This window comes from Terriglobus sp. ADX1, assembly GCF_036877645.1.
In the GTDB taxonomy this organism is placed as follows: Bacteria; Acidobacteriota; Terriglobia; order Terriglobales; family Acidobacteriaceae; genus Terriglobus.
Map to the genome: position 1 here is coordinate 16812 of NZ_JAEDXV010000036.1, position 23985 is coordinate 40796.

Genomic DNA, 23985 nt, shown 5'->3' on the forward strand with positions numbered 1-23985 from the left:
CTACTTCAGTTCGTAACCGGCGAAGAAGTAGCCGATCTCGAATGCTGCGGTGTCCTCAGCGTCAGAGCCGTGGATCGCGTTCTCTTCAATGGAAGCAGCGAACTGCTTGCGGATGGTGCCTTCCTCAGCGTTGGCCGGGTTGGTGGCGCCCATCAACTTGCGCAGATCAGCAATTGCGTTGTCCTTCTCCAGAACCATGGGGAAGATGGGGCCGGAGGACATGAACTTGGTCAGATCCTTGAAGAAGGGGCGCTCGCTGTGAACGTGGTAGAAGCCCTGCGCCTGCTCGTCGGTCAGCGACATCTTCTTGATGGAGACGATCTTGAAGCCTGCCTCTTCAATCTTGGCGAGGATGGCGCCGGTGTGGCCCTTGCGGACGGCGTCCGGCTTGACGATGGAAAACGTGCGCTGCGACATGGTACTCCCTAGGTGAGTTTTGATCTCAACCCTACGATTGTACCGTTTTTCGCAGATTCAGGCGGCTTCCGCGTGTTGCTCCTGCGTGAAAGAGTGCTGCTCTTCCAAGGCATTCGGGATGAAGACGGAAAATGTTGTGCCCCCGTGTCTTCCGCCGCCCGTTCTGGATCGCACACAGATGCGGCCGCCCATGCGGTTCGCCAGCGTGTTGGAAATCCATAGACCCAGGCCGGAGCCGTTGGCTCCCTTGGTGGTGTAGAAGGGCTCGAAGATGCGTGCAGAGGTATGGCTTGGCATACCGTGGCCGGTGTCGGATATCAGGATGCGGACTCCAGATTGATCGGTGCGGCGGTCGCGGGCGGGCGTGGTTCGGAGCGTCAGCGTGCCGCCGTCCTTGCTCATGGCGTCGATGGCGTTGCCCACGAGATTGTTCAGAATCTGGCGCACATCGCCCTCTGCGCAACGGAACGCAGACGAAGGGCGATGCCTGCGACGAATCTGGATGCGGCGATGATGCAGCCGCCCTTGATGCAGTGAGAGCACCGAGTCGATAAGCGATTCCGGAACGACTTCTGTCGGCGTGGTTCCGGCGCGCTGGAAACGCAGCGTCTGTGAGACGATCTGCGAGACGCGTGCCAATTCTGATTCGGCCAGCTTCAGATATTCGCCTGATTCAGCGGAGATGGAAGGATCGTTTCGTACGAGGTAGAGCAGGTTTGTGACGGCTTCAAGCGGATTGTTGATCTCGTGCGAAATAGAGGCCGCGAGGCGACCGACTGCCGCCAGCTTCTCCGATTGCAGAAGGCGGTCTTCTGCGGCGCGTTGCTGAGCACGCAGCTGCTGTGTGGCGGCGCGTTCGGTCGCTACGGCAACTTCGCGCTGGTGCATTTCCTTTTCGTGGGCGAGTTCGCGCTCGATGCGGGCCGCGGCATCGCGCTGACGCAGTATTTCGGCCTGCTCGTGCTGGGTGTGTTCCAGGTGTTCCTGCAGATGGTGAAGGGAGGTGCCGTCCTGAATGGTGACCACGGCTCCTTTGCCGTTGGGCAAAGGAACGGACGACCCGAATACATGGATGGGGTCGCCGGAGCGGGACCACAGCACTTCATCTACGCTACGAATCTCTTCGCCTGTGATGGCAGAGTGCAGGAAGGGGCAGGTGGTGCGGTCGTAATTGCTCCCGTCTGCGTGCCGGGTGTGCAGAAGGGCGTGTATATCTGCTCCGAGGAGATCGGAAACCTCATAGCCGAACATTCTGGCTGCCGCAGCATTGGCATGGGTGCAGATGCCTTGCGCATCCATAGCAAAGATGGCGACGGTTACGTGTTGCAAGAGGTCATCCGCGGTGTTTTGCGGAGTTTCCTGCACGTCCTTTGGTCGTTCCGGCCTCTCCATGCTGCTTCTCCAAGGCAGCGGAGCTTAATCAAGCGCCCCTGCTTCTAGATGGATGCAAAACATAGCGAAGCTGTGCCTTTGCGGATTTAAAGGGTTTTTCCGGGTAACACGGTTGTTTGAGGCGGTGAAAGCAGAGTCAGGAAAGACAACAGGGGGCGCCGTGTGGCGTCCCCTGCGAGGCAACTGATGGTTAGGTAGGTTTACTTTCCGAGTACGCGGGCCATGGTTTCGCCGATGTCGGCAGGCGATTTCACAACGTGGATGCCGGCAGCGGCCATGGCGGCCATCTTGCTTTCTGCCGTACCTTCGCCGCCAGAGATGATGGCGCCGGCGTGGCCCATGCGGCGTCCCGGAGGCGCCGTCTGGCCTGCAATGAAGCCAACAACCGGCTTCTTCACGTGCGCCTTGATGTACTCGGCTGCCAGCTCTTCGTTGGTGCCACCGATTTCGCCGATCATTACGATGGCCTCAGTATCGGGGTCGTCGTTCAGCATTTTGATGGCGTCAATATGCTTGGTACCGATGATGGGGTCACCACCGATGCCGATGGCCGTGGACTGGCCGATGCCGCGCTGCGTGAGCTGGTGTACAGCCTCGTAGGTTAGCGTGCCGGAGCGCGAGACGATGCCCACCTTGCCCTGCTTGTGGATGCGGCCGGGCATGATGCCGATCTTGGCCATGCCGGGCGAGATAACGCCGGGGCAGTTGGGGCCGATGAGAATGGACTTGGAGTCCTTCACGACAGTCCACGCCTTCACCATGTCCAGCACCGGAATGCCTTCGGTGATGCAGACGACCAGCGGGATTTCTGCTGCGACGGCTTCCATGATGCCGTCCGCTGCGAACGGTGGCGGAACGAAGATCATGGTGGCGTTTGCGCCGGTGGCGGCGACAGCTTCCTCTACGGTGTTAAACACAGGCCAGCCTTCGTGCGTGGTGCCACCTTTGCCTGGAGTAACACCGCCGACTACCTTCGTTCCATAGTCCTGGCAACCTTTCGCGTGGTAAGTACCTTCGCGGCCAGTGATGCCTTGAACGATGAGTCGTGTTTCGTTGTTGACCAATACTGCCATGTCGCTACTCCTCAAGGAGGGTTGTGTTTACCCTCGTGGTCTGCATTGAGATTGAATATTCGAGTAAATCGATATCTGAAAGTCTGGATGAAGCAATCTTCAACTCATCAGAAACTTCGCTGGCGATGAGGATGATTCGGACGCGCTGGATGTTCATCTCTCGCGCAATCATCCCCTGATATAGAAGTGCTTGCCCAACCACTTTGTCGTAGCCCAACCCACGCTTCAACTCGATAACAACAGGCGTTCCCGCCTTATCTTTCGCGAGTATGTCTATGCGTCTCTTGCCAATCTGATACTCCACAGTTGGCGGGTTAGAGTTCCAGAGAACGAGACCTGGTTCGATTACCTGAAGGTTTGCAACAAGATAATCCCTCAGGTGTGATTCAAGAGCAAAGCGTGACGAAGGCGAATACGCTTCTTCCTCACTGCTCTCTACCGGACTTTCCTCGTCGACAACTGTTACGACTGTGTCTGTTCCCGAAGCCAACCTGTACGTCCGATTTTGCTTGTCGAAGAACAGAATCTTCGGAGCACTATATTCCTGCGCTGATGGCACGTTGATGCAAGAACGATATATCTGCGCAGTTATGGTGCTTGGGTTAAAGCCACTGTCTGGATAGTGACCGCCAATCCAAGCGACGATCTGGGCGCGAGTGAGAGGCTGCGTGTTTTCTTCGAAACACGCAGCAATCGCGACCTGAATCTGCTTGATTTTGCCAGCCACCTTATCCCTTTGCAGCTTCCACTGCGAGTTGTGCTGCTTCGGCCATTGTTGCTCCGACGGCGTACTTCAAGCCGCTCTCGGCAAGAATTTTGCGGCCTTCCTCAACATTTGTTCCTTCCAAGCGAAGGATGAGAGGCAAGGTGACATTCAGATTGCGAGCTGCTGCGACGACTGCGGTTGCCAGCACATCAACGCGGAGGATGCCGCCGAAGATGTTGATGAAGATTGCCTTCACGTTCGGGTCGGCGAGCAGGATGGCGAATGCTGCTTCAATCTGCTGCTGGTTTGCGCCACCGCCTACGTCGAGGAAGTTGGCAGGCGAACCGCCGCTGTACTGAATGATGTCCATGGTCGCCATGGCGAGACCGGCACCGTTCACCATGCAGGCGATGGAGCCGTCGAGGCGGATGTAGTTCAGCGAGTCCTTGCTGGCTTCCACTTCGAGCGGGTCTTCTTCGCTGATGTCGCGGAGTTCCTTCAGATCCTTGTGGCGGAACATCGCATTGTCGTCGAAGTTGATCTTGCAGTCGAGCGCGAGCAGCTTGCCGTCCTTGGTGGTGACGAACGGGTTGATCTCAAGCAGGGAGCAGTCGGTTTCGACGTACGCCTTGTAGAGGCCCATCATGAAGCTGACAGCCTGGTTGATCTGCGGGCCTTCGAGGCCGAGCTTGAATGCGAGATTGCGTGCCTGCCATGGCTGGAGGCCGAGCGCGGGCTCGATGGCTTCCTTGTAGATGGCGTCCGGGTTACTGTGCGCGACTTCTTCGATCTCCATGCCGCCTTCGCGCGATGCCATGAAGGTGAGCTTGCCGTTGCCGCGGTCCAGCGTGACGCCGAGATAGAGTTCGCGGTCGATGGCGGAACCCTGTTCGATGAGCAGGCGCTGCACCTTCTGGCCCTGCGGGCCGGTCTGATGCGTGACCAACTGCATGCCGAGAATGGCCTTGGAGGCTTCGTTGGCCGCGTCGATGTTCTTGGTGACCTTCACACCGCCGCCCTTGCCGCGGCCGCCTGCGTGAATCTGCGCCTTAACCACAACGACGGGGTTGCCGGCGGAGAAGAGGCTCTTCGCAGCGCGGTCGGCGTCTTCCAGCGTGGTGACCATTTCGCCTTCGGGGACGGGGACGCCGTATTTCCGCAGGATCTCTTTCGCCTGGTACTCGTGAATCTTCATCGTTCAGAACAGCTCCGGAGCGGCGTTTTGTTGGAACAAAGCGCTCTTGGGTTACAACACGGCTCATGGTAGCGGAGCGCGATGAAACACGTAAATGGATATCGCACGCGTGTTCGGTTATCGAATTGTGCGGCATATCTGCGACCATGGAGTTGCATGGCTTCCACCGAACTCTTTCAGTCTGTTGTCCACCACGGCGAGACGCTGCGCTTTGACAGCGCAGAACAGTTGTTGACGGATCTTTTGAACGGCGCGTTTGACGAAAGCGAGATGGCTATTTTGTTGACGACGCTGCATCGTCGTGGCGAGTCGGCGGAGGAGTTGGCGGGCTTCCACGCTGCGATGCGGCGTGCTGCAACAACATTGCCGTTGAGTGACGAAGAGCGCGAAAACACTGTAGATACGTGCGGTACGGGCGGCGATGGATCGGGGACATTCAACATCTCCACGGCGGTAGCTCTGGTTGCTTCGGCGGCGGGCGTGACCGTTGCAAAGCATGGCAATAAGGCGGTGACGTCGCGTTCCGGATCGGCCGACGTGTTGCATGCGCTGGGCATTGAAACGGAGCATACGGCGGAATCGGCAACGGCTGCGTTGCGGGCACATGGGTTCGCTTTTCTGCTGGCGCCGAGGATGCATCCGGCCATGAAAATCGTCGCTCCGGTGCGTAAGGCGTTACCGTTCCGAACGGTATTCAACCTGCTTGGACCGATGACAAATCCGGCGGGAGCGAAGCGTCAGGTGCTGGGTGTGTACTCGGCAGAGGCGGTGGATCATGTGGCTCATGCGCTGGCTCACAGCGGCCACATGCATCATGCGCTGGTAGTGCATGGAGCAGGTGGGCTGGATGAGTTATCGCTCTCAGGGCCGAGCCTGGTGGCAGAGGTGAGGGGAAGCAATGTGCGTCGCTATACCGTGACACCGGAGGACGCAGGATTGCAGATGTCTGACGATCCCTTGGCTGGTGGCGATGCGCAAGAGAACGCGGAAATTCTGCGCGGCATCTTTGCAGGAGAGACGGGGCCGCGGCGGGATATTGTGTTGCTGAATGCGGCTTCGGTGCTGGTGGTGGCCGGAGTGGCGAAGGATCTTCGGGACGGCGTTGCGGTTGCGGCGCAGACGGTGGATAGCGGGAAGGTGCAGGCACTTCTGGCGCGCATCGCCACGGGGGCGGCACGAATCTAAGCGGATAGGAAGGTGCTACCGATGGATTTGGGACTCAAGGGAAAACGCGCGCTGGTAACCGGATCAACTGCGGGTATTGGACTGGCGATTGCGAAGGGACTTGCGGCGGAAGGTGCGACTGTCTGGATTAATGGGCGCACGCAGGAACGTGTCGACGCTGCGCTGAAGCAGCTTGCCGGGGATGTTCATGGGATTGCAGCGGACCTGAGTGCGGCTGAAGGCACGCCTGCACTCTTCAAAGCGTTGCCGCAGGTGGATGTGCTGGTGAATAACCTTGGCATCTTTGAAACGAAGCCATTTCTTGAGATTGATGACGCGGAGTGGATGCGCTTTCTGGACACAAACGTGTTGAGTGGTGTGCGCATTACGCGACAGTATCTGCCGGGTATGGTGGAACGTAAGTGGGGACGCGTGCTGTTTGTCTCGAGCGAAAGCGGTGTGCAGATTCCACCGGAGATGGTGCACTACGGCGTGACGAAGGCAGCGCAGATTGCACTGGCGCGCGGCATTGCAGAGACGATTCCGGCGAGTGGCGTGACGGTGAATAGCCTGTTGCCCGGTCCCACGGAGAGTGAAGGCGTGACTGCAATGATGGAGAAGATTGCGAAGGAAAAGGGCATCACTGTAGAGCAGGTGGAAAAGCAATTCATTGCTACGGATCGTCCTTCCAGCTTGAACAAGCGACTTGCCAAGGTGGAAGAAGTGGCCGCGATGGCTGTCTATCTTTGCAGCGAGCAGGCCAGCGGCACGAATGGTGCGCCAGTGCGTGTGGATGGCGGTGTGGTGAAGAGCGCCTGGTAAATCGAGTGTCTGCGGGGAGATTCAAGTTATGTTTCCCCGTAGAGCATTTCTAGGATTTGTTGAGATGTGCCTCTACCTTGATCTGCAACAGGTTCACCAAAGCTTCATCCATGTAGGAATAACGATCAGGGATTCCAAGCACAATCAGTTGCTTATCCTTCAATTCCCGCGGAAAACGCTTCATCAGCTTGCGTTTATGTGTCGCTTCCATCGCGAAAACCACATCGGCCCACTGCACAAGGTCAGCAGATACAACTGTTTCCGCGTCAGGGGCTGTGCCTGCTGAAAGTGCGTTGACACCTGGTCGTTCTCCGAAGAGGACTTCTCCCGTAAGACTTCGGCGACGGTTCCGGCTGCAGATGAAGAGTAGGTTCATGGCTTCCAGATCAGAATTCATTTTCGCGTGATGTTTGTGGTTTTCTCCTAGTATTCGCCACATGAGAGAATTGGAGTGATGATCTCTGTCTCGAATGTCACGATGCGGTACGGCTCCAAGATTCTGTTTGAGGACGTGTCGACACAATTTATTGCGGGCCGTCGTTACGGCCTGACCGGTCCCAATGGTGCGGGCAAGTCGACCTTCATGAAGGTCCTTACCGGCGAACTGGAAGCGCAGAAGGGCACCGTTGTTCGTCCTCGCAAGCTTGGCGTGTTGCGCCAGGACCAGTATGCGTTTGATGCGTATCGCGTGATCGATACCGTCATCATGGGCAATGCGCCGCTGTGGGCCGCGCTGGAAGAGCGCGAGACGCTGTATAACAAGGCCGAGCTGACCGACGATGACGGTATTCGTCTGGGTGAGTTGGAAGGCGTTGTTGGCGATGAGAACGGCTATGAAGCCGAAGCCGATGCGGCCATTCTGCTGCAGGGCCTGGATATCCCCAACGAAGTGCACGAGCGCAAGATGAGCGAGCTGCAGGGCGGCCAGAAGGTCCGCGTGCTGCTGGCGCAGGCACTGTTCGGTGAGCCGGATGCTTTGCTGCTGGACGAACCGACGAACTATCTCGATCTTGAGTCGATCCACTGGCTGCAGGACTTCCTGCTGGCATATCGCGGAACGCTCATCACCATCTCGCACGATCGCCACTTCTTGAACGCGGTCTGCACGCACACGGCGGACATCGATTACCAAACGATCATCACCTACACCGGTGGCTATGACGAGATGGTGATGCAGAAGGTCAGCGTCCGTAACCGCATCGAGTCGCAGAATGAAGAGCGCGAGAAGAAGATTGCGCAGTTGAATGACTTCATTGCACGATTCAGCGCTGGTACGCGTTCGTCGCAGGTAAACAGCCGTAAGAAGGAAGTGGAACGTCTGGCCACGACGGAACTTGCGCGCTCGAACATTCAGCGCCCGTTTATTCGCTTTGACATGCTGCGCCCCAGCGGCAAGCATGTGCTGGAAGTGGAAGGCGTGACGCACACCTATGACACGCCTGCTCCTGATGGCACGCATGGGCCTGTGTTCAAGCCGTTCTCTTCGCAGTTGATGCGTGGTGAGAAGGTCATTCTGATGGGCCGTAATGCTACGGGTAAGACGACGCTGTTGAAGTCGTTGCTGTCGGGCATGCCGGATCTGCAGGACAACGACTTTCCGCGTTCTACTGGTGAAGTGAAGTGGGGACACGAAGCGCAGATTGGTTACTTTGCGCAGGACCACAAGGCTGCCATTCAGCATGGCACCACGGTTTCAGAGTGGCTGCACAGCTTTGATCCGAAGAAGTCGACGGAAGAGATTCGCGGCATTCTTGGACAGATGTTGTTCCGCGGTGAAGAAGGTTTGAAGAAGACTGAGGCTCTCTCTGGTGGAGAGGCTGCGCGTCTGCTGTTCTGCAAGCTGATGATGCAGAAGCCGAACATTCTGATCCTGGACGAACCGACGAACCACCTTGATCTGGAAAGCATCAATGCGCTGAATCAGGCACTGCAAAAGTATGAAGGTACTGTGCTGCTGGTCACGCACGATCAGGATCTGATTGAGGAAGTGGGCACGCGTATCTGGCACTTTGAGCATGGTCAGATCGCTGATCACAAGGGGCCATACGAGGAATATCAGCAGCAGCTTGCAATGAACGCGAAGTAGTTCTATCGCAGTAAGAATGAAGCGGCCACTTTTCAGTGGCCGCTTTCTTTTTGTTCTGGCAGATGTCTTAGCGATCGCTTGTGGCTGCTACGAGTGCATCCAGCGCTGAGACCTGTGTGCCTGCATTGAGTTCAGCGGGAGGGCCGCTCCATCGCACACCGAGTTCATCTTTGTCGGTGCGTGCGTTTTGCCAGATGCTGTTTGCGTTGGCCGCGAAGAAGGTGCGATAGCGGGGTTCGTGTAGCTCGTGATTGAGAATGCGCAGGTTGCGCACGAAGATACCCTTGAACTGATTCGCGTCGGATCCGCACTTAGGTTCGCAGGTGTCATGCAGGACGCCGTTGTCGTCTGTGAGATGTGCGAGTCCGGCATCGGCAAGCGTACGTGCTTCTGTCAGCGCCGATGCGTCGTGTGTTGCGCGTGAGTATTCGGTCAGCGCACCCAATACGACGCCCTGGTTATACGTCCACACGTTGCGCTTGTTGTTGCGGCAGACGCCTGTGGACTTGTTGATGTCAAGGCCGTCGTTCACCAGATGATCGTCGTTGATCATGCCAGTGGATTGGAACCACGTCCATTCCTTCTTTGCCCATTCGAGTGCTTCTGCGCGGTCAGCGTGTGTGCCGCGACGTGCAAGTGATGCGCTGACGTCAAAGAAGAGTTCGTTGGCAATGGCGTTCTTGTAATGCCGCTTCTTGCTCCACCAGATGCCGCCCCCACAGGTGTCATCCCATCCGCCCTGCATGTCGCGAAAGATGGACTGTGCCATAGCAAGGTATTGCGGTTTTGAAGTGAGGTCATAGGCATCAATCCACGCAAGCGCCCACCAACCTTCGTCGTCATAGAACTCGTTCAGAAAGCTGGTATTGCCGCTCATCTTTACGAGTTCGCCGGTTTGTTCGGACTTGGGCACAACGATCTGCGCCTGCGTGAAGGTGTTGCTTACGGTCGCTTCGTTCGAGCGAGACAGGCCTGCGTGCATCGCGTCCACCAGCATGGTGATGGCGTTGGCGGAGTTCCACCATCCGGTGGTCTGGTAAAGCCCAGTGCGCTGTACGTACCAGCGTTGCAATGCGGTGATGCCTGCTTCTACGCGACGCATCGCCTCTTTGTGCGGAACGGGGGGCTGCTGTGCTGAAAGGGAGACGGCGGTAAGAGCGAGTACGGCGAGGAGGAAGCGTCGCAGAAACATGCACACAGTTGTACCGGGTGTGCGATGGCTCTGTCTCGCTCCTATACTGGAACGAGGAGTGTCGCATGTCTTTTGTGGAACCCGTCAAAGCGGAATCGAAGAACGTATTGGGTCAGCCAATGCAGACATGTGGCTGCGATCCCATGACCGGCTTCTACCGTGATGGATGCTGCGATACCGGACCAGACGACATTGGCGTGCATACGGTGTGCTGCGTGCTCACAGAGGAGTTCCTGGCTGTGTCAAAGCACCTGGGCAACGACCTGATCACGCCGATGCCGCAGTATGGCTTTCCAGGGCTGAAACCGGGTGATCGCTGGTGTGTATGCGCGGCGCGCTGGCTGCAGGTGTTTGAGGCGGGTGCCGCGTGCCCTGTGGTGCTGGAAGCGACGCATGAAAACACGCTGAACATTGTCCCGTTTGAACTGCTTTTGCAGCACGCTGTCATCCCCGACAAGCTGCACTAATCGACTCGGCTAAAACGCCTGTAAACCTATGATTTTTAGGAAATTCGTACATTCTGCCATAGAAGTACGGGTTTTCCTGCGACAACCTGCGTCCGTTCACTTTCTTTTCATTTTTCCTGCTTGACATAGGGTGCAAACCTGCCCGACCGTAGAAATATCACCTTAATTTGCGTTTTCGACTTCATTGAACGGGAACAAATACTCGATCGAAGCGCAGGATATCGCCGATGTACGGCGAAGTTTTTGAACCCGCAGCCGCCTGAAGTGCCGCGGAGATTTTGCAAGAAAAGTTTGCAGGAGTCGCCTTGAAGAACAACATGGGAACAATGAAGCTCTGGGCTACGGCGGTACTCGCCTGTAGTCTCAGCGCCGCAACCGCATTTGCGCAGACCGCCGGTGTGGGCAACATCTCCGGTACTGTGACGGATTCCACCGGCGCCATTGTGCCGAATGCGACCGTTACCGTCATCAACACCGACACCGGTGTTCGGCGTGACATTACGACCAACAGCAAGGGCGACTACCTGGTGCAGTTCCTGCAGCCCGGTAAGTATGAAGTCATTGCGACCGGCGCGGGCTTTGGCAAGGTTGATCGTCGGGATCTGGTAGTTAACGTCGGTCAGACGCTGACGGTGGATGCGGCGCTTGCTGCTGCCGGTACTTCCACTGAAGTTCAGGTGACGAGCGAAATGCCGATCCTGGACACGGAAAAGACAGAAGTGTCGCAGGTGGTGGACCAGAACCTGATCGGCAACCTGCCGGTAAACAGCCGTAACTGGAGCTCCTTCGTCCTGTTGACGCCGAATGTGACGCCCGATGGCGGCAGCGGCCTGGTCAGCTTCCACGGCATCAGCGGCCTGTACAACCAGAACTACGTTGACGGCGGAAACAACAACCAGATGTTGTTCAGCGAAGCGCGTGGCCGTGCTTCGGGCGCTCCGTACGTTTACTCGGTTGACTCCATCAAGGAATTCCAGGCGAACACGTCGAACTACTCGGTTGAGTTTGGTCAGGCTGCAGGCGGCCAGGTGAATGCAATCACCAAGAACGGCACCAACGAAATTCATGGCGACCTGTTCTATTACTTGCGCTATCCCTCGATGAACGCGCTGGATCCGCAGACCAAGTGGTCAGCCTTTAATACAGCTCCTGCACAGTCGAAGTCGTTTTTGTTGACGCAGCCTGTGCACCAGCAGCACCAGTTTGGTGGATCGGTGGGCGGCCCGATCATCAAGGATCGCTTGTTCTACTTCTTCACGTTTGACGGCTTCCGTCGCGTGGGCCGCGTGCTGTACTACAACACGAACACGATCTCCACTACGGACTCCGGCACGATCGCGTCGAACAACGTGATTTCGCCGACGCAGTGCGCGAACAACGGCGTTCTCGGCCCCGACGGCCAGCATGCTACGCAGTATTACCTGACTGCTGCACAGTGCCAGTCCGCGATTGCATTCGTGCAAGCCAATGCCTTTGGCGCACCTGGTCGCTTCCAGAAGCAGAACCTGTTCTTCCCCCGTATCGATTGGCATATCTCGAAGCGGAATGACATGTTCGTGAACTTCAACTGGGCGAACTTCGATTCCACGTACGGCTACTCGACTGCGAACACTTTCAGCGGGTCGTCGCCTTCGACCAATGCGCCCACCAGCTATCACGAGCGCTTCCTGGTTGCGGGCCTGACCACGCAGGTCTCTGATCGCAGCGTGAACCAGGTTCACTTCCAGCTTGGCCGCGACCTTGAGACTGCTGGCGCAAACGCACCTGCACCTTCGGTCTCCATTGGTACGTTCACCTATGGCATGCCGAATGCACTGCCGCGTACCGCTGAGCCGGATGAAAAGCGTATGCAGATCACGGACGTGTTTTCTACCACTCGTGGCCGCCATACCTTCAAGTTCGGTGGCGACTTCAACCTGGTACACGAAGTGATGATTAACCTGTACCAGGGCGGCGGCGTATACGCCTACTCTGGTTCCACCAACGGTGCTAACTTCTCCAACTACACTGCGGACGTATTCCACGGTGTTGCAGGAAACACGGCTCCGAACCAGGGATACCGTTTCTACAGCCTGGTGCAGACGACAGACATCCTGAACAATGCCGCGAACGCCGGCAAGGATGACTTCTACTTCAAGATGTTTGACGGCTTCGCTGAAGACTCCTGGAAGATCACGCCGAGCTTTACGCTGAATGCTGGCATTCGCTACGACATCCAGATCACCCCGGCGCCGATCAAGAACAACACCAACTACGGCGCTCTCTCCACCTATTACTCGTCCACCATCAAGAACACGAACCGCTGGTCTCCGCGCGTGGGCTTTGCATGGAATCCCCATCCGGGTACCGTGGTGCGTGGTGGCTATGGTCTGTTTTCCGGCCTAAACCAGGGATCCACCTACTACGCGATGCGCGTGGAAAATGGCGTGATCCAGGTGAACTACAACTACTCCGGCTGCAACGGCGTCTGCGCTACGACTGCTGCTCAAAATGCAGTTGGTATCCAGTTCCCGAACCTGCCGTTTACACCTCCCGGACCGGACATCTCCGGACAGCTACGCCCGTCAGGAGCTCCAGCTCCTATTGTGGGTGGTTCGCAGAACGCTGGTGCGCAGAGCTTCCACGGTCTGGATCCGAACTTCGTTCCTCCGTACGCGCATGAGGCCAGCCTGGCAGTTGAACAGGAACTTCCTGGCCACATGAGCCTGTCGGTTGGCTATGTGGGCACGCGCGGCATGCGTCTGCCGGTGTTCATCGACGCCAACCTGGTTGGCCAGACACCGCACGGAAACCGTTCGTTCCAGGTGAAGGATGCCAGCGGCAACACTTCCCAAACGCTGAATGTTCCGTACTACCTGGTTTCTGACCGCATTGTTCCGGCGCTAACCTCGTACAACACGGGCTTCAGTGTCGCGAATACCTGGTACAACGGCCTGGGTGTGACCCTTCGTCGTCCGTTCCAGAACGGCCTGGAAGTTCTGATGAACTACACCTGGTCACATGCAACGGATACCGGTCAGGTTCAGGGTACAAACGGTACGTTCTATGGTGGTGACACCCCGCTTGATCCGAACAACATTCGTCTTGAAAACGGCAACTCGGATATCGATATCCGCAGCCGTATGACGCTCAGCTTCAACTACCAGCCGCGCATCCTGATGAGCAACCCTTGGGTGAAGCACATCCTGGACGACTTCCAGTTCTCCGGTACGGATACGGCATCTGGTGGTCAGCCGGTATTCCTCGGTATGAGCGGAACAGTGGCGGGCGGTTCCGGTGGCAACATCTACGGTGGCGCCATCAGCTCCGGCTCTGGCTTTGCAACGACGGGTCGTCCTCCGCAGATTGGTCGTAACTCGATCTACGGACCCGGATTCAACAACTTCGACTTCCGCGTAACCCGTGACATTCCGATCTACAAGCGCGCGAAGCTTCAGCTCACTGCCGAAGCGTTCAACCTGCTTAACCACCGGATTGTTACCAGCGTGAACTCGACGTATTCGACCTACACCCAGGCGACCGCGACCTCCACCTCTTGCAACACGGCTGGCGGCAACACGGGTTGCATCACTCCTTACGTAGCATCGAGCGCTGCAAATGCGTTTGGCGCGCCTGCCAGCACGGGCAACCTGCTGTATGGTGCCCGCCAGATGCAGTTCATCGCGAAGTTCACCTTCTAATTCAAACGCAGTATTGGAAACAGGAAAGCCCCGGATTCGTCCGGGGCTTTTCTACTTGTCGATTCGATATGCAATAGAGAACCCTGGCAATCGCCAGGGTTCTCTATGTTTCCAATATGGTGCACCCGAGAAGATTCGAACTTCTGACCTACAGCTTCGGAGGCTGCCGCTCTATCCAGCTGAGCTACGGGTGCTCAAGTGTTAGTGTACTATCCCGCAGCTTGCGAGGCTTCTCTCTTCTTGCGGATCTCTTCCATGGAGGAGCCGATGAGCTCCTTGGCGTCGTTGATGCCGCGCATGACGGCTTGAATGTCGAGCGCGGGTACCGTCGGGTTGCGGTTGGAGGTGCAGTAGACGCCGTGCTGGCCCACGAGAGCCAGCGCGTCTGTCAGCACGTCCATCGCGACAGCCAGGCGTCCACGTTCGACGCCCATCATGAACTCGTATTTCTCCAGTTCTTCTTTGTGATCCCAGAAGGCGGACAAGGGTGGCTCCTTTCGAAAAAGCAGTACGCAAAGGTCACAAAGTACACGCGAAGGTCGCAAAGACTCTACCTGGCGTTCTTTGCGCGCACTCCGCGCTCTTTGCGTACTGCTCTTACAGTCGATTCACTCGTCGACGAATTCCATCTTTGAGGAAAGGGACATTGAAGTTGATAAGCAGACCAAGGCGTTTGTTGGATAACTTGAGATAGGAAACCAACTGTGCCTCGTGGAGCGGTGCAATTGCCTCAACAGACTTCACTTCGATGACTACTTCGTGTTCAACGAGAATATCCATCCGGTAGCCAACTTCGGCGAGCTTCTGTCCTCGATAGACAATGGGAACCGGAATCTCTGTTTGTACCAGTAGTTCAGCTTGCCTGAGTTCGAACACAAGGCAAGCGGTATATGCGCTTTCGAGCAATCCTGGGCCAAGTTGTGTATGCACCGCAAAGGCAGCGTCCAGAACACGTTTTGATAATGCGTTGAGCGCTGCCTCATCCATTGCCTTGGCTTACCACTCCTTGGCGGCTGTGTCAGCCTCCACGTCTTCGGGTGGGCCTTGCCAGCGCAGGATGGGCTTGCGGGCTGCGGCGGTTTCGTCGAGGCGGCGGATGCGCGTGGTGTGCGGTGCGGTCTTCACCAGCTCGGGGTTCTCGGCGGCTTCGCGCGCGATCTGCTGCAGCGCGTCGATGAGCAGGTCGAGTTCCTCGCGCGATTCGCTTTCGGTGGGTTCGATCATCATGGCGCCGCTAACGATGAGCGGGAAGCTGACGGTATAGGCGTGGAAGCCGTAGTCGATGAGACGCTTGCCCATGTCGCCGGTCTTAACGCCGTTCTTTGCCTGCAGCTTGTCGCTGAAGACGACCTCGTGCATCGACTTGGTCTTGTACGGCAGATCGAAGATGCCCTCGAGTTTCGCGCGGATGTAGTTCGCGTTGAGCACGGCGTCTTCCGTGGTGAGGCGCAGACCATCGGGGCCATTGGCCAGTGTGTAGGCGAGTGCGCGAACGAACATGCCGAAGTTGCCGTAGAACATGCGAACACGGCCTACGGTGTGCGGACGGTTGTACTCGAATGAGAGTGTGCCATCTGCCTTTTCAACGACGATGGGTGCGGGGAGGAACGGCTCGAGGATTGCCTTGCATGCAACAGGGCCGCTGCCTGGGCCACCGCCGCCGTGCGGAGTGGAGAAGGTCTTGTGCAGGTTCAGGTGCATTACGTCCACGTCGAAGTCGCCGGGGCGTGTCTTGCCGACGAGCGCGTTCATGTTTGCGCCGTCCATGTACAGCAGTGCGCCCTTGGCGTGCAGGATGTCTGCGATTTCCTTGATCTGCGATTCGAAGACGCCGATGGTGGACGGGTTAGTGAGCATCAGCGCGGCGGTGTCTTCATCGACCACGCGGCGGAGTTCTTCTAGATCGACGCCGCCATCGGCATTCGATTTCAGGTTCTGAATCTGATAACCGACGACCGCTGCGGTCGCGGGGTTGGTGCCGTGAGCAGAGTCGGGGATCAGCACCTTCTTGCGGGCGTTGCCCTTGCTCTCGTGATACGCGCGGATCATCAGGATGCCAGTGAACTCACCGTGCGCGCCAGCAGCGGGCTGTAGCGTGATGGCGTCCATGCCCGTGATTTCAATGAGGCAGTCCTGCAACTGCTTCATGATGCCGAGTGTGCCCTGCGAGAGCGATTCCGGCTGGTAAGGATGCGCTTCCGCGATGCCTTCCAGGCGTGCGACGGCCTCGTTCACACGGCCGTTGTACTTCATGGTGCAGGAGCCGAGAGGGAACATGCCGAGGTCGATGGCGTAGTTCCACGTGGACAGGCGAGTGAAGTGGCGAACGATTTCGATTTCGCTCAACTCCGGCATCTGGCCCAGGTTGTCTGTTCGCACGGCGTCGCCGAGCAGCGAAGCTGCGTCGATCGCAGGAACGTCGAGTGCATCGAGGCGATAAGCCTTCTTGCCGGGCGAGCTCTTCTCAAAGATCAAGCCTTCGTTCTGGTTGACGTGCGTGGTGGCCTTGCGCGGCGTACCAACAAAAGGTGTGTCTGCCATTAGATGTCCCTCGAATCGTTTGCGGCGTGTGCGGTGGTCGCTTCACACGCAACGGGAAAGTTGACGGAGTTGGCGATAAAGCAAAGTTCATGCGCGCGATGATGCAGCGCGTCAGCCTGGGTAAGGTCGTGTCCTGTAGCGATCGTCACCTGCGGATGCAATGTGACGGAGGTGAAGTGTCCTGAGCCATCGGGATTCAACTGCATCGTGCCTTCAGCGTTGTCGCTGTAAGCGATGACAGAGATGCCGGCGCCTGCGATGAGAGGCTTGCCCGGTGCGGTCAGATCGTAAGAACGCGCGTAGTCGCGGTATGACGAAGTGCCGGTGCCGCGATTGCCCGTCCAGACGATGCTCGTGTTGTAGTGATGTTCGTTCTTCATAGATTTGCCTCTAGAAGTCGAAAACCTCGCCATCAATTGTGCGGAACGAGCCTGCCTCGGTTGCGTCCCGGTCTTCATCCCGCAGGCTCAGTGCCAGCAGGGTGCCATTCTCAAACTCCACGGTGAGGGCTGTGTCGTCGTGGAACTGTGACTCGCTGACCGTTTCACCAATCAGTGAGCACAACGCATCGCGATAACCTGTCTGCCCGTAGCCCACGGAGATGCCATCGGCATCCGCGACTTCCGGCCAGATGTACAGCGTCAGCAATGCGTCGTCCGCAAAGCGAAGTTGCAGGTGCTTCTCTACGAATTCCACTGCGTACAGTTCTTCACTGTGCAGGCTGTTTAGATCCATGTCTTATCCCGCTTATGCTTTTGCCAATGCAGTGGCTGCGACGTCGATGTCCTTACGCGTGGTCAGTTCCGTGGCGCACCACAGGGATGCGTTTTCACCGAGTTCGGGATACCACTTCGACAGCGGCAGACCGCCGATGATCTTTTCTTCCAGCAGTGCCGTGTTGGTGGCGTCTGCGGATTTCGGTGTGGTGATGACGAACTCGTTGAAGCGCGGTGCTCCTGCAAACAGCAGCTTGGCTCCGCTCTTCTCCAGCGACTGTGCGGTGAAGTGTGCCTTGGCAAGATTCTGTTCTGCGAGTTCCTGCAGGCCCTTGCCGTAGACGGTGAGGAAGACCGTGACCATGAGCGCGACGAGCGACTGATTGGTGCAGATGTTGCTGGTGGCCTTTTCGCGGCGGATGTGTTGCTCGCGTGTGGACAGCGTCAATACGAAACCGCGGTCGCCGTTCTGGTCTACGGTCTGACCGCAGAGGCGGCCGGGCATCTGGCGCAGGAACTTTTCCTTGGCGGCGATGACGCCGCAGTACGGGCCGCCGTAGCCCACGGGGACGCCAAAGCTCTGCGCTTCCATGGAGACAATGTCGGCTTCCTTAGGCGGCTTGACGATGCCGAGTGAGATCGCTTCTGCAATGGAGACGATGAGCAGAGCACCCTTGGCGTGTGCGATCTCCGCGATCTTTGCAACGTCTTCAATGGTGCCGAAGAAGTTGGGCGACTGGATGAGCACGCAAGCGGTGTCGCTGGTGATGGCGGCATCCAGAGCGGCGTAATCCACGCGGCCATCGGCGGTGTAACCCACTTCGGTCTGCGGGATGCCCTGGTGTTGCGCGTAGGTGGCCAGCACTTCGCGGTATTCCGGATGCACGGTGCGCGCGATGACAGCGCCGTTGCGGCCGGTGACGCGGACGGCCATCATCACGGCTTCTGCTGCGCCGGTGCTGCCGTCGTACATGGAGGCGTTGGCCAGATCCATGCCGGTGAGCTCGCAGATCATGGTCTGGAACTCAAAGAGCGCCTGCAGCGTGCCCTGAGCGATTTCCGGCTGATAGGGCGTATAGCTGGTGAGGAACTCGCCGCGCGAAACGACCGTGTCAATCAGCACCGGACGATAGTGGCGATAGGCTCCTGCGCCCAAAAACGACGCATATCCGGTGGCGTTCTGGCTGGCGAAGACTTTGAACGCTTCAATGACTTCGTGCTCAGAGTGCTGACGCGGAACGTTCAGATCGCGTGTGAGGCGAAATTCGGCGGGGACGGAATCAAACAGATCGTCGATGGAAGCCGCGCCCATCTCCTGGAGCATGGCGGCCCGGTCGGCGGGCGACTTAGGAAGGTAACGCATGGGAATGTTGCCTCGTCTGGTATGTGTGCGGAGGGGCGGTGAGTAGAAGGTTCGCGGGCCGCTGCGGTGAAGCGGCGGCCCTTCTCGAACAGAACTCGTTTAGTGCGTTTCTTCAGCTACGAAAGCTTCGTATGCAGCGGCATCCAGCAAGCCGTCCAACTCGGAAGCATCCTTCAGGGTGAGCTTGATGAGCCAGGTGTTGTTCGCGTCTTCGTTAATTTTTTCCGGTGCGTTGGCAAGCTCTTCGTTTGCAGCGGTAACGGTTCCCGAGACGGGGGCATACACGTCACTGACCGCCTTCACGCTTTCCACCGAGCCGAAAGATTCCTTCTGGCTCAATTCCGTGCCTGTCTTGGGCAGGTCAACGAAAACAATGTCGCCAAGCAGGCTCTGGGCGTGTTCGGTGATGCCCACGGTGGCTTCGTTGCCGTGGGCGTCAATCCACTCATGTTCCTTGGTGTAGCGGTAGTTTGCCGGATAGCTCATGGCTTTGATTTTAAAGCCGCGATCCGGCTCTGAGAGCGAATATCGCCGGGAAATTGGCTGATCCTAGCTTCCAAGCTTGGGTGAGCCTACCTCGTCCGGATGGGATGCCGTTTCATCCACTGGCTGTGGTTGCACTTTCCAGTCGTGCACGGCAAATGCGGTGGCTGTGCGGGGCAGCTTGGCGCGGCCTCGGGTGAGGAAGTCCGCTGCAATGACGCCGGTAACCTCCGGCTGCAGAATGGCCAGTGGAATGAGGTATTTCTTGCTTTTCACCAGCGATTCTGACACGCCGTCAATATTGGTGCTGCGGGGCATGTCGCCGGGAACCTGGTGCATTTCAAAGGTGGTTGGGTGAAGTTCCGGATGCTTTTCTCCATACTTCACCAGCGATTTTGCAGCGCCCTTGGGCGTGGTCATGCCGAAGTCTCCGAAGACGTTGCGATGGATCGCGCCGGGGTAATAGGTGTTCAACACCACGCGCGAGAAGTCGGCGCAGTTGTGGAAAAACAGGTTGAAATGGCCCACGTTGCGCTTGTCGTTGAAGATGGCAATGAAGCGGTCGTCCTGCTCCTGCGTGGAGTGCACGGCGAAGCCAAAGATGGTGCGATCAAACAATGAACCCACAAGCTGCGGCCATTCGCCCTTGGGCGCGTCGCCGTTCTTATCAGGCGGAGCCAACTGTTGCAGGTGGGCGCGCCAGTAGGCATCGCGAAGTAGTTTCACCTGTTCTTTGGTAACGCTCGCTGGAATTTCCGAGGGATGCTCTACGCCGTAAAGATACGGAACGAGCGGCATGGCGATCCAGTCCTGATGGTGGATCTTGTGATAACGGCTGATAACGGAGCCATATTCGCCGGGGCGGCAGCGGCGTAGTTGTGTCGGTGTCTCTGCGCAAATATCGCTGAGGAAGACTGCGGCGTGGCCTGTCGGGTTGTATTTGCCGAACTCGCCATAGGGCTGTTCCATGAGCAGGGCTACGTCAGCCCGTGAGGGCACGGCATACACAAAAGCACATAGAAGGGCAGCGGCAGAAAGCAGTCGTTGGATCATTGCGGTAGAACGAGGATAGCGCGCCCTCGAATGATTTGTGACGGCGAAAAAGCGTGCGTTGCTACACGCTTTTTCGCCGCTTGATTACATGGCTGCTTCAGGCAGCGATGGGTGCCATGCAGACGCCCACTTGGAAGGCTGTGCGCCCATCACCACATGCAGCGTTGCACCGGACTGGATTTGTTCCCATGTGATGACGGGCTTATCCAGCGGCTTGCCATTCAGCGTGGCGGATTGGATGTACACGTTGCTGTGGCTGTTGTTGTCAGCGATGACGGTGAAAGCCTTGCCGTTGGCTAATTTCAGGCTCATGCGGCCGTACATAGGGCTACCGATCATGTAGTCGCCGCTGGCGGGATTCACCGGATACATGCCGAGTGCGGTGAACAGATACCACGCGGACATCTGGCCGCAGTCGTCATCGCCGTCCAGGCCAGCGGGCAGGTTGGCGTATTCCTTGTAGGCAATTTCACGAACCTTTGCTTGTGTCTTCCAAGGCTGGTTGGTGAAGTCGTACAGGTATCCGTAGTGATGGCTGGGTTCGTTCTTGTGGACGTTGTGATTGCCTGCGAAGTGCTGATCCAGTTGCTTGCTGGCGACTTCAGGGCCGCCCATCAGCTTTTCCACGCCTGCAATGTCATGGAAGGGCGACCACGTGTAGACCCACGCATCGCCTTCCGTCCATCCGGAGACGCTGCGGTTGCCATCGGTGTCTCGCGAGCCGCCGATGGGCGCCCACTTGCCGTCGGAGGTTTTGCCGCGCATCAGGTTGTTCGTCTTGTCGAACATGTTGCGATCGTTCAACGAGCGCTTCAGGAAGAAGCGATAGTCTTCATCGCGGCCGAGGGCTTTGGCTACCTGCGCCACACACCAGTCGTCGTAGCTGTCTTCCAGTGTGCGGCTGGTAGCTTCGTCGGTTTTGTCGGTAGGAATGAAGCCGAGTTGCTTGTAGTAGGTTAGGCCTGCACGTGCTTCGTAGGGCGTGTGCTCTTCGCGGTCCAGCCAGCGACGTGTGGTGTCGCCGTCGGGGGGCGTCATGGCGTCCTTATAGACGGCCTTCCATGCCAGTTCACGATCAAATCCATGGAAACCCTTGCGGATGGCTTCCGCCACCATGCTGTCGGCATGGGTGCCGATCATGATGTTGGTGTAGCTGGGATTGGGCCACTTGGGCATCCATCCGCCTTCCTTGTAGTCCTGCAGAAGTGCGGTGATCATGCCGTCAATGCGTTCCGGTGCGACGAGTGTCAGCAGGCTGTGTTCTGCGCGGAAGGTGTCCCAGATGGAGTAATCGGTGTACGACGCGCCGTTGTGAATGGTGTCGTCAAAAGCGCTGTAGTAGCGGCCGTATTCCGAGAAGACACGCGGGTACAGCAGTGCGTGATACAGCGCGGTGTATGCGGTGATGCGCTCATCCTGTGTAGCGCCTGCGATCGTTAGGCTGCTTAATTTTTGTTGCCAGATGGTATGAAGTTTCTGGCGCGTGGCAGCGAAGTTCCATGCAGGGATTTCTTTGGTGATGTTCTCGCGCGCCTGATCGATGCTGAGGAAGGATGTTCCCACGCGTACTTCAATCACCGTGGGCGCGGTCGTCTTGGCGAAGGTGACGGATGCGCCGCGCGCAGTGGCTGTGTTCAGGCCGTAGGTGTCGCCATCGGTGGTGTGCTGGTGAAACTGTGCGACGAAGTAGCCGCTGAACTTCGGCAGCGCGAATGGTCCAAGGTTGTTGTCGATGCGGTGTGGGTTCTGACCGGCGATTTCACCCTTTGCGATATCGACGGATGCCTTGCCGTTGATGCCGGGACGCGAGGACTCCAACAGAATGCGCGGTTGCACGCCAGCGGGGAAGGTGAAGCGGAGATAGGCGCAACGCTCGGTTGCAGTCATCTCGGCATGGATGGTTTTGCCGTCCTGCGTCTTCATGTCCACGCTGTAGAAGTCGGGGTGCGTGGTTTCATGTGCGTGGTCGTAAGCCAGAGCGCGTGATTCGGGCGTGATCTTCAGATCGCCGATTTCAGGCATCAGCGTGACGTAGCCGAAGTCGCCCATCCAGATGGCGGGTTGGTGGGTGCCCATGAAGCCCTGGATGGTCTTGTCGCCGTACTCGTACGAGGTGACGCTGAGGCGGTTCTGCCGGGTTTGCGCCGTCCAGTTCGTCATGCCGAAGGGCGTTGTTACGAAGGGCATGGTGCCGCCGTACCCGATGGGGCCATTGCCGGTGCCGATGAGTGGATTCACTTCATTGACAACATCTTTTTGTGCGACCGCAGAGACGGCACAGGACAGCGAGAGGAAGAAGACGAACAGTTTGCAAAACCGGACCATGGCGGAACGCTATCGTGTTCGGTATTGCAAGGGCAAATAGCCGCAGAAGGGCGAATGAATCCTTTCTTTCGATATCGAATCAATTATTGCGGAGGGTTAAGACAATGGCTACCGAACGGGCGAAGATTCAAGGACTGCATCATGTGACGGCGATTGCTTCCGATCCGCAGCGCAACCTGGATTTCTATACGCAGGTGCTGGGTCTGCGGTTGGTGAAGAAGACCGTTAATTTTGACGATCCGGGCACGTATCACTTTTATTTTGGTGACGATGCCGGTACGCCAGGAACGATTTTGACGTTCTTTCCATGGCCGGGTGCACGCCGTGGACTCGCAGGTGCGGGTGAGGTTACGCATACAGCGTTTTCTGTGCCGACGGCTTCCATACCTTACTGGGAGAAGCGGCTTACTGCCGAGGGCGTCCTGGTGGAGCACACCGGTTTGCGTTTCAACGGTGCGGAGGATGTGCTGACATTTGCTGATCCGGATGGCATGAAGCTGGAGATTGTGGGCCATGCGGATACTCCTGCGGCAACGAAGGTGCCGCGGTATGCGGATGTGCCTGCGGAGCACAGCATTCGTGGCTTCTTTGGTGTGACGATGCTGCACCGCAACGAAAACGCCACGGCGGATACGTTGGCTTGGATGGGTTTTGCGGAAATTGGTCGTGACGGCAACCGGATTCGTTATGCTGCGCCGGAAGGCGCGGCTTTGGGCAACCACATTGATGTGGTGGTGAACCCAAATGCTGGTTATGGACGCAGTGGTGCGGGATCGGTGCACCACATTGCGTTCCGTACGCCGAATGATGCGTCGCAGCTTGCGTGGAGAGAGGAGATTCTGAAGCATCTGCCGGTGACGACAGTGCAGGATCGTGACTACTTCCACTCCATCTACTTCCGCGAGCCGGGTGGTGTGTTGTTTGAGATGGCAACGGACGAGCCGGGTTTTGCAATTGACGAGCCGATGGAGACGCTGGGCGAGGCATTGCGTGTGCCGAAGATGCACCAGGGACTGCTTGAGCAGATTGAGCGCCGGTTGATCCCGGTGGAACTGAAGCAGTCGTCGAAGACGGCGGTGACGGTGTAAAGGCCGTCATCCCTGCACAGAAAGGAGATTGGAACGATGCAAGGACCTCATGATCTGAGTCCGGTTTATACGGCAGGCGAGCCTCTAAAGGAGGCCGCCGGAGCCGTTGTGCTTTTGCATGGCCGCGGCAGTAACGCGGGAGACATTCTTGGGCTGTCGCGCGCCTTTATGGATATGAAGTTGGCGTTTGTTGCGCCGCAGGCTTCAGGCAATGTCTGGTAT

The 23985-nt window shown here is 57.6% G+C and carries 22 protein-coding genes, 1 tRNA gene and 1 pseudogene; 7 read left to right on the top strand and 17 right to left on the bottom strand.

The genetic code is table 11. The features are described 5' to 3' along the window. The 5 genes from ndk to sucC all read right to left on the bottom strand — a co-directional run bounded on the left by ndk (position 1) and on the right by sucC (position 4783). On the bottom strand, positions 1-417 hold the full coding sequence (gene ndk / locus JAO32_RS17760) for a nucleoside-diphosphate kinase (RefSeq protein ID WP_334242869.1): 417 nt from the start codon (positions 415-417) through the stop codon (positions 1-3). A gap of 57 nt (positions 418-474) precedes the next feature. Continuing rightward, entirely contained in the window at positions 475-1809 is a 1335-nt protein-coding gene (locus tag JAO32_RS17765) for a two-component system sensor histidine kinase NtrB (protein ID WP_334242871.1), read from the bottom strand. A 200-nt stretch (positions 1810-2009) separates the two neighbouring features. After that, positions 2010-2882 carry a succinate--CoA ligase subunit alpha gene (gene sucD / locus JAO32_RS17770; RefSeq protein ID WP_334242873.1) on the bottom strand — a complete coding sequence of 291 codons (873 nt, stop codon included), beginning with the start codon at positions 2880-2882 and terminating at the stop codon, positions 2010-2012. Positions 2883-2886: 4 nt separating this feature from the next. Further along, on the bottom strand, positions 2887-3609 hold the full coding sequence (locus JAO32_RS17775) for an endonuclease NucS domain-containing protein (RefSeq protein ID WP_334242875.1): 723 nt from the start codon (positions 3607-3609) through the stop codon (positions 2887-2889). A 1-nt stretch (position 3610) separates the two neighbouring features. After that, positions 3611-4783, bottom strand: a complete 1173-nt coding sequence (gene sucC, locus JAO32_RS17780; protein ID WP_334242877.1) for an ADP-forming succinate--CoA ligase subunit beta — start codon at positions 4781-4783, stop codon at positions 3611-3613. Between the two features lie 156 nt (positions 4784-4939). Here sucC and trpD point away from each other — a divergent pair, with 156 nt between their 5' ends. Further along, positions 4940-5968, top strand: coding sequence for an anthranilate phosphoribosyltransferase (gene trpD / locus JAO32_RS17785; protein ID WP_334242879.1), 1029 nt, complete (start codon positions 4940-4942; stop codon positions 5966-5968). Positions 5969-5989: 21 nt separating this feature from the next. After that, entirely contained in the window at positions 5990-6769 is a 780-nt protein-coding gene (locus JAO32_RS17790; RefSeq protein ID WP_334242881.1) for an SDR family NAD(P)-dependent oxidoreductase, read from the top strand. 49 nt (positions 6770-6818) lie between these two features. On the opposite strand, the gene JAO32_RS17795 is transcribed toward JAO32_RS17790, so the two are convergent. Beyond that, positions 6819-7166 (bottom strand): low molecular weight protein tyrosine phosphatase family protein, encoded by a 348-nt coding sequence (locus JAO32_RS17795; protein WP_334242883.1) that lies wholly within the window; start codon positions 7164-7166, stop codon positions 6819-6821. A gap of 57 nt (positions 7167-7223) precedes the next feature. On the opposite strand from JAO32_RS17795, the gene JAO32_RS17800 reads away from it, so the two are divergent. After that, on the top strand, positions 7224-8855 hold the full coding sequence (locus JAO32_RS17800) for an ABC-F family ATP-binding cassette domain-containing protein (RefSeq protein WP_334242885.1): 1632 nt from the start codon (positions 7224-7226) through the stop codon (positions 8853-8855). A 67-nt stretch (positions 8856-8922) separates the two neighbouring features. Here the strand turns inward: JAO32_RS17800 and JAO32_RS17805 are convergent, their stop codons facing one another. Next, positions 8923-10047 carry a glycoside hydrolase family 76 protein gene (locus tag JAO32_RS17805; protein WP_334242887.1) on the bottom strand — a complete coding sequence of 375 codons (1125 nt, stop codon included), beginning with the start codon at positions 10045-10047 and terminating at the stop codon, positions 8923-8925. A 65-nt stretch (positions 10048-10112) separates the two neighbouring features. Between JAO32_RS17805 and JAO32_RS17810 the strand changes: the two genes are divergently transcribed. Beyond that, the gene (locus JAO32_RS17810; protein ID WP_334242889.1) at positions 10113-10514 is read left to right on the top strand and encodes a DUF2237 family protein; all 402 of its coding nucleotides are present in this window, start codon (positions 10113-10115) and stop codon (positions 10512-10514) included. A gap of 317 nt (positions 10515-10831) precedes the next feature. Next, complete coding sequence (locus JAO32_RS17815; protein ID WP_334242890.1) at positions 10832-14194, top strand: TonB-dependent receptor; 3363 nt, start codon at positions 10832-10834, stop codon at positions 14192-14194. A gap of 117 nt (positions 14195-14311) precedes the next feature. Here the strand turns inward: JAO32_RS17815 and JAO32_RS17820 are convergent. The 10 genes from JAO32_RS17820 to JAO32_RS17865 all read right to left on the bottom strand — a co-directional run bounded on the left by JAO32_RS17820 (position 14312) and on the right by JAO32_RS17865 (position 22675). Then, positions 14312-14388: transfer RNA gene (locus JAO32_RS17820), tRNA-Arg, on the bottom strand. Between the two features lie 15 nt (positions 14389-14403). Then, positions 14404-14679, bottom strand: coding sequence for a hypothetical protein (locus JAO32_RS17825; protein WP_334242891.1), 276 nt, complete (start codon positions 14677-14679; stop codon positions 14404-14406). Between the two features lie 112 nt (positions 14680-14791). Then, positions 14792-15181, bottom strand: a complete 390-nt coding sequence (locus tag JAO32_RS17830) for a GxxExxY protein (protein WP_334242893.1) — start codon at positions 15179-15181, stop codon at positions 14792-14794. Between the two features lie 9 nt (positions 15182-15190). Then, on the bottom strand, positions 15191-16735 hold the full coding sequence (gcvPB, locus tag JAO32_RS17835; protein WP_334242895.1) for an aminomethyl-transferring glycine dehydrogenase subunit GcvPB: 1545 nt from the start codon (positions 16733-16735) through the stop codon (positions 15191-15193). Next, entirely contained in the window at positions 16735-17115 is a 381-nt protein-coding gene (locus tag JAO32_RS17840; protein ID WP_334242896.1) for an OsmC family protein, read from the bottom strand. Before JAO32_RS17840 ends, gcvPB begins: the two co-directional genes overlap by 1 nt. Positions 17116-17125: 10 nt before the next feature. Then, positions 17126-17470, bottom strand: a complete 345-nt coding sequence (locus JAO32_RS17845) for a hypothetical protein (protein WP_334242898.1) — start codon at positions 17468-17470, stop codon at positions 17126-17128. A 12-nt stretch (positions 17471-17482) separates the two neighbouring features. Then, positions 17483-18814: an aminomethyl-transferring glycine dehydrogenase subunit GcvPA gene (gene gcvPA / locus JAO32_RS17850; RefSeq protein ID WP_334242901.1), complete on the bottom strand. Its 1332-nt coding sequence runs from the start codon at positions 18812-18814 to the stop codon at positions 17483-17485. Between the two features lie 99 nt (positions 18815-18913). Then, the gene (gene gcvH / locus JAO32_RS17855; RefSeq protein ID WP_334242903.1) at positions 18914-19300 is read right to left on the bottom strand and encodes a glycine cleavage system protein GcvH; all 387 of its coding nucleotides are present in this window, start codon (positions 19298-19300) and stop codon (positions 18914-18916) included. Between the two features lie 63 nt (positions 19301-19363). Further along, positions 19364-20296, bottom strand: a complete 933-nt coding sequence (locus tag JAO32_RS17860; protein ID WP_334242905.1) for a hypothetical protein — start codon at positions 20294-20296, stop codon at positions 19364-19366. A 138-nt stretch (positions 20297-20434) separates the two neighbouring features. Continuing rightward, the gene (locus JAO32_RS17865) at positions 20435-22675 is read right to left on the bottom strand and encodes a GH92 family glycosyl hydrolase (protein WP_334242907.1); all 2241 of its coding nucleotides are present in this window, start codon (positions 22673-22675) and stop codon (positions 20435-20437) included. 104 nt (positions 22676-22779) lie between these two features. Between JAO32_RS17865 and JAO32_RS17870 the strand changes: the two genes are divergently transcribed. After that, positions 22780-23763 carry a VOC family protein gene (locus tag JAO32_RS17870; protein ID WP_334242909.1) on the top strand — a complete coding sequence of 328 codons (984 nt, stop codon included), beginning with the start codon at positions 22780-22782 and terminating at the stop codon, positions 23761-23763. 36 nt (positions 23764-23799) lie between these two features. Continuing rightward, positions 23800-23985: pseudogene (locus tag JAO32_RS17875) on the top strand (phospholipase); the annotation flags it as partial.